General features: G+C 36.1%; 7 protein-coding genes. 6 read left to right on the top strand and 1 reads right to left on the bottom strand.

Features of this window, described 5'->3' with window-relative positions:
* Positions 1 to 25 precede the first annotated feature (25 nt).
* From proS to FHT21_RS06700, 6 genes are all read left to right on the top strand, one after another.
* A complete protein-coding gene (gene proS / locus FHT21_RS06675) occupies positions 26 to 1,498 on the top strand; it encodes a proline--tRNA ligase (protein WP_167293948.1) in 1,473 nt (490 codons plus the stop codon).
* Between the two features lie 192 nt (positions 1,499 to 1,690).
* Positions 1,691 to 2,830: a cystathionine gamma-synthase gene (locus tag FHT21_RS06680; protein WP_167293949.1), complete on the top strand. Its 1,140-nt coding sequence runs from the start codon at positions 1,691 to 1,693 to the stop codon at positions 2,828 to 2,830.
* Positions 2,831 to 3,037: 207 nt separating this feature from the next.
* A complete protein-coding gene (locus tag FHT21_RS06685) occupies positions 3,038 to 3,889 on the top strand; it encodes a TIGR02757 family protein (RefSeq protein WP_167293950.1) in 852 nt (283 codons plus the stop codon).
* A 123-nt stretch (positions 3,890 to 4,012) separates the two neighbouring features.
* Positions 4,013 to 4,627: a Crp/Fnr family transcriptional regulator gene (locus FHT21_RS06690; RefSeq protein ID WP_167293951.1), complete on the top strand. Its 615-nt coding sequence runs from the start codon at positions 4,013 to 4,015 to the stop codon at positions 4,625 to 4,627.
* Between the two features lie 145 nt (positions 4,628 to 4,772).
* Positions 4,773 to 5,114 (top strand): type IX secretion system membrane protein PorP/SprF, encoded by a 342-nt coding sequence (locus FHT21_RS06695; protein ID WP_167293952.1) that lies wholly within the window; start codon positions 4,773 to 4,775, stop codon positions 5,112 to 5,114.
* A 130-nt stretch (positions 5,115 to 5,244) separates the two neighbouring features.
* On the top strand, positions 5,245 to 5,892 hold the full coding sequence (locus FHT21_RS06700) for a response regulator transcription factor (RefSeq protein ID WP_167293953.1): 648 nt from the start codon (positions 5,245 to 5,247) through the stop codon (positions 5,890 to 5,892).
* A 28-nt stretch (positions 5,893 to 5,920) separates the two neighbouring features.
* On the opposite strand, the gene FHT21_RS06705 is transcribed toward FHT21_RS06700, so the two are convergent.
* Positions 5,921 to 6,106 carry a hypothetical protein gene (locus FHT21_RS06705; protein ID WP_167293954.1) on the bottom strand — a complete coding sequence of 62 codons (186 nt, stop codon included), beginning with the start codon at positions 6,104 to 6,106 and terminating at the stop codon, positions 5,921 to 5,923.
* Positions 6,107 to 6,607: the final 501 nt, after the last annotated feature.

Consider the following 6,607-nt stretch of genomic DNA (forward strand, 5'->3'; position numbering starts at 1 on the left):
ACAAATTACGTTCCAAATACATAAGATGAGCAAAGAAATTACAAGTAGAGAAGCAGATTATTCCCAGTGGTATAATGATATTGTGTTAAAAGCAGATTTAGCAGAGCACTCTGCAGTGCGTGGCTGTATGGTTATAAAGCCAAATGGTTATGCTATATGGGAAAAAATGCAAGCTGTTTTAGATAAGATGTTTAAGGATACAGGGCATCAGAATGCCTATTTTCCATTATTCATCCCAAAGTCATTTTTCTCTAAAGAAGCTTCTCATGTTGAGGGTTTTGCGACAGAATGTGCAGTAGTAACGCATTACCGGTTAAAAAATGATGGGAATGGAAATATTGTGGTTGATGAAACTGCAAAATTGGAAGAGGAATTAATTGTTCGTCCAACATCCGAAACCATTATTTGGAATACCTATAAAGGTTGGATCCAATCGTACCGTGATTTGCCAATACTGATCAATCAATGGGCAAATGTGGTCAGATGGGAAATGCGTACGAGGTTGTTTCTGCGTACAGCCGAATTTTTGTGGCAGGAAGGGCATACGGCACATGCTACAGCAGAAGAGGCGATTGAGGAAACAGAACGTATGTTGCATATTTATGCCGATTTTGCCGAAAATTGGTTAGCAGTTCCGGTAATCAGAGGCCGTAAATCGCCGAATGAGCGTTTTGCCGGTGCTTTAGATACTTATTGTATTGAGGCCTTAATGCAGGATGGTAAAGCTTTACAGGCAGGTACATCTCACTTTTTGGGTCAGAATTTTGCCAAAGCTTTTGATGTTAAGTTTACAGGTAAAGATGGGAAATTAGATCATGTATGGGCTACTTCGTGGGGTGTTTCTACACGTTTAATGGGGGCTTTGATTATGGCGCACAGTGATGATTCAGGATTGATTATTCCACCGAAATTAGCACCAATCCAGGTCGTTATTGTTCCAATTTATAAAGGAGATGAAGATTTAACCAAAATATCAACTTATGTAAATGAATTAACCATGCGTTTAAAAGGCATGGGGGTTTCTGTGAAATATGATGATAGAGATACACAGCGCCCTGGATTTAAGTTTGCAGATTATGAGTTGAAAGGTGTGCCAATCCGTATTGCCATTGGTGGCCGTGATTTGGAAAATAAAACGGTAGAAATTGCCCGTAGAGATACAAAAGTGAAACAGACTGTACCTCAGGAAGGCTTGGATATTTACATCATCAAGCTATTGGAAGATATTCAGCAAAGCATGTTCAATAAAGCTTTGGCCTATCGTGATGAGCATATTACTGAAGCCAACAGTTACGAAGAGTTTCAGGAATTGTTAGATACCAAAGCCGGTTTTATTTCTGCACATTGGGATGGAACGCCAGAAACGGAGCAAAAAATAAAGGAAGAAACGAAAGCGACTATACGCTGTATTCCATTAAATAATAAATTGGAAGATGGTGTTTGTATTTATTCAGGAAAACCATCTATACAAAGAGTACTCTTTGCAAGAGCGTATTAAACAGTCTTGAGCCGGAAGTTCGGAGGCGATAGTTTCCTTTCAACTGCTTTAAAAATAAGTTTAAAATCGTTTTTAGAAGGACTGGTTCTTCTGGCGTACAATTTAAATATTAATGTAAAATAGTATCGGGGATGTAGGTGTTTTGGAATCTTATCTCGATACTTGGTACTTGTCAATCTTGATACTATAAAAATGAAATTCGCAACTAAAGCTATACATGCAGGTCAAGAGCCTGATCCAACCACAGGTGCGGTAATGACACCGATATATCAAACCTCTACCTATTGGCAGAAATCTCCTGGAGATAACAAGGGTTATGAGTATTCAAGAGGAACAAACCCAACGCGTAAAGCTTTGGAAGATTGTTTAGCTGCTTTAGAAAACGCTAAATATGGTTTGGCCTTTTCGAGCGGAATGGGGGCAACAGATGCCGTATTAAAATTATTGCAACCGGGCGACGAAGTGATTACCGGAAACGATTTGTATGGAGGTTCATACCGGATTTTTACCAAAATCTTCACTAAATACGGAATCAAGTTTCATTTTCTGGATCTTTCTAAGCCAGAGCATATATTGCCGTATATTAATGATAAAACCAAATTGGTTTGGATAGAAACACCTACTAATCCTACCATGCAGATTATCGATATTGAAGGGGTAGCTAAAATTACAAAGGAGAAAAATTTAATCCTTACGGTTGATAATACGTTTGCATCACCTTATTTACAAAACCCGATCGATCTGGGTGCTGATATTGTAATGCACTCGGTAACCAAGTATATCGGTGGCCACTCTGATGTGGTAATGGGCGCTTTGGTAACAAACGATGAGCAATTGTATAAAGACCTTTGGTTTATTTATAATGCCTGTGGTGCAACACCGGGTCCGCAAGATGCTTTTTTAGTGTTGAGAGGAATTAAAACGCTCCACCTTCGAATGAAAGCACACTGCGAAAATGGGGAGCGCATTGCACATTATTTAAAAACACATCCAAAAGTTGATAAAATCTATTGGCCAGGTTTTGAAGACCATCCTAATCATGATGTAGCTAAAAAACAGATGCGTGGCTTTGGCGGGATGATTTCGATTACACTAAAAGGTGCTGATCTGGAAGAAACTTTTAGAATCTCTTCTAATTTTAAGGTATTCACCTTAGCTGAATCATTAGGTGGGGTAGAATCACTAATTAACCATCCGGCAACGATGACACATGGTTCTATTCCGAAAGAAGAAAGAGAGAAAGTAGGAGTTACCGATAACTTGCTCCGTTTAAGTGTTGGAGTAGAAGATATTGATGATCTTTTGGAGGATCTAGCAAATGCATTAGCATAATATTTCGAGCGGGCAGATAAAATATTTGCCCGTTTTTTTGTAAAGCAGGTCTTATTCTAAAACTAATGGTAGCCCGGCTTTACACTAAATCTTTTTTGTTTAGGTATCTGCTTCATTAAATTAGCACAAACAAAAAAGGATACCGTTTCAATCCGGTTTAAATGGCAACGATTGTGCTGCTATTTACGTCTAAAAAAAAAGCTAACAATGCAGTTTTTGGAGTTAAAGAATTTTCTGGATAGCAAAGTTGAACAATATAATCAGCCAAATTTTATAGCAAACGATCCCGTTTGTATTCCGCATCTTTTTGAAAAAAAACAGGATATAGAAATTGCAGGCTTTTTTGCAGCGATTTTAGCCTGGGGCCAGCGGAAAACAATTATTAATAAATGTAAGGAACTGTTGGGACGCATGGATAATGCGCCTTATGATTTTGTTGTTAATCATACCGATACCGATTTAAAACGGCTGCTGAATTTTAAACACCGTACATTTAACGATACCGACTTACTTTATTTTATTTCGTTTTTTAAGCAGCATTATCAAAACTTCGATAGTTTGGAGCAGGCATTTGTACCAAAACAAAATGTCTTTAGGTCAGAATATTTAGAAGTATCAGCGGCAAAAACTGAAATAAGCTACACTTCTGAGCTATGTTATGCTGCTGCGCTTAATTTCTCGATAGAGCAAGCCTTGAACCATTTCAGACAATATTTTTTCTCCTTGGAAGATTTTCCTCACCGGACGAAGAAACACATTTCCTCGCCAAAGCAAAAATCTACCTGTAAGCGTTTAAATATGTTTTTGCGATGGATGGTTAGGGTAGATCAAAATGGTGTCGATTTTGGTATCTGGAATACGCTTCAGCCAAAAGATTTAATCTGTCCCTGTGATGTACATGTAGATAGGGTAGGGCGGCTGCTCGGACTGATTAACAGAAAGCAGACTGATTGGTTGACTGCAATTGAATTAACGGACAATCTGAAACAGTTCGATCCTTCAGATCCGGTGAAGTATGATTTTGCATTATTTGGATTAGGGGTAGAAAAGTTATTTTAAAGTTTGTAAAATTTAGAAAATTCAAAAAAAAGATCATTTTTCAATTCAATCTTCCTATACTTACATAGTAATCCTGTTAAGATATATTATATAGCAGGATTGCGCCTATCCTAATTTCTTGCTATGATCGCAGTTAATTTATCTGATGGAGATAGGTGGAAGAAATACAACGATTTTTCTCCACTAATCTCAGTTTTTAAGAAATTCCATCCGCTTAATAATGAAATAGAAAAGCGGATTAACCAGCATACCTTTCCAATTAGCTACAAAAAAAATAAATATCTGGTTTCACCAGTAGACCGTAACAAGTTCCTTTTTTTAATTGTTAAAGGTGTAGTTAGGGGTTTTATTAAGGATGGAGACAACGAGATTACCACCTGGATCGCCAAAGAGAATGAAGTTGTAGGTACCATACGTAATTTGTGGATAGATGGCGAATCGGATGAGTATTTACAGGCATTAGAAGATGTTGATTTAGTTGCTATCCCACATGTATTATCAGAATATCTTTACGAAAATTTTCCTGAAGCCAATATTGTTGGCAGAAAGATGATGGAATTATATTATCGTTCGGCAGAGGAACGTGCTTATCTTTGCCGGATTTCATCTGCCGAGAAAAGATATAAACGCTTTTTAATCTCATTTCCTGATTTGATTAACCGTGTTTCTTTAAAATACATTGCTTCTTTTTTAGCCATCCGACTTGAAACATTGAGTAGGATTAGGGCTAAGATTTAATTCCTGTAATTTGATTTTATTTTCTTGTTTTTTAAATAAAGGATTTAGGATTTTAACAGATCTGAAGTTCCTTCGTGAAAAGGAAATACGCTGAACAAGCAATTTTATATAGCCGAAGCCTTATTATTATTGAGCTGACGAGACATTGTTTCTGCTTTCTGAAGATTTTCAGGCTAAACCTACTTTCCTGTTAAAATACGGCCTGGGAGGTCCGACGAGCTTGGATCTGAATGCATTTTTGATGATCGAAGATTTTATCTGGCTTGACTGTTCCTACCAGACAGGAGTAAAGCTGTATGATAAAAACTATTCGCAACATGATCTTACATCCTGGAACGCTGTTGTAGGAGCAGTACAGATTTTTCTATCAGAAAAACTCAGAATTGGTTTATGGTACGGTTTTTCAATTGACCCGCTAGAGGGCAATAACAGCGGCAAACATGAGATTTTCTTTCCATACCGTTCATTAAACCAAAGATCAGATTAGCAGGTCTCAGACGTTTTAAACAAAACTGTGAACTTGTGTATAATAATATTTACACATTTAAACGAAAAATTAACTACAATTGCGTACAAAAAAATAACTTTTTATTAACTTGCAGAATATTCTTAAAATAATGAAAACAAAAAATGCCGTAAGTACTTTTACTGTGCTCATCGCTGATGATCACGAGATCATCCGTCGTGGATTAAAAGGTTTAATATCAGACTTTTGGCCTGGTGTTGAAATCATTCATGCAGCTAGCTTAGAGCAGGCGCTTGTGGAAACAGAAAAATCACCAAGTTTAATCATCATTGACGTGAATTTGCCCGGAGGTAACAATCTTAAGGTAATCGACCAAATTAAATTGGTTCAGCCGAATGCGAAAATCCTGGTATTTTCATCTTTGAATGAAAACATTTATGCTGTTCCATATTTAAAGTCTGGTGCATCGGGTTACTTAACCAAAAATGCAGAAGAATCAGAAATTGTAACCGCTATTACAACCATTTTAGCAGGCAGTCGCTATTCGAGCAGAAATGTTAAGGAAAACATGTTCAACAGCATATTGGGTAACGATGCCGATAATCCTTTTACCAAACTTTCGGGTAGAGAATTAGAAGTAGCAGAATTATTAACTAAGGGGATTGGAGTATTAGAAATTTCTAATCAGCTAAATCTTCAAATGGGAACAGTAAGTACTTATAAATTGAGGCTTTTTCAAAAGCTGAAAATAAAAAGTATTATAGAACTAGCTGAAAAGATGAGTATCTATGAAAGATAAAAAGAGTATTTTACTCTTTTTATCTTTTCTAAGCCTTCCTGTTTTTATTTACCGTACCAAGCCCACTCGCTCCTGATTCGTTAGGTGTGGAGCCAGCCTGACCAAATTTATCTGAAGAACCCTTTCCGTTTTGATCGAAGGAAGCCTTTCCCTTTGAGCTTCCTTTACTTTTATGCTCTTTTTCAGCTGTGTTTTTATCGTTTCTAGTTTTCATAACATAAATATTTTATTACTCACTCAACATTTTAAAACGGTCAAAGTTTTATTTAATTCTTGCCATTCGAACTACTTCTAATTAAAATAATTTCTGATTATTTAAAATGAACGGCCCATATAATAGCTGTATTTGATGTTGTTTGGTATAGGCATAGCTATAGGTTGTATTTATTTATTTGATTAATATCAAAACATCTGAGTGATAGGTGTTTGTGAAATATCTTAATATATGCTTTAAACCAATATTTTAATTGATAAATATCAAATTATTGGTTTTATGTATAATTAATTATACTTATTTTGCACCTAACGTGAAAAAAGTGACCGTTAATAATATATCTTTGCGCATATAAATAAAATAATAAAGTGCGCTGCTAAAAATAATGCTCGTAAAATTTTCTGTTTTTGAAACCATGGGTTTTAAGATTACGTAAATACTTTTTTGAAATAAAACAGCATTATAAAAAGGTATCATTCCCCCTAATGATACAAGCGCATG

This window comes from Pedobacter sp. SG908, from assembly GCF_011759615.1.
Classification (GTDB): domain Bacteria; phylum Bacteroidota; class Bacteroidia; order Sphingobacteriales; family Sphingobacteriaceae; genus Pedobacter; species Pedobacter riviphilus.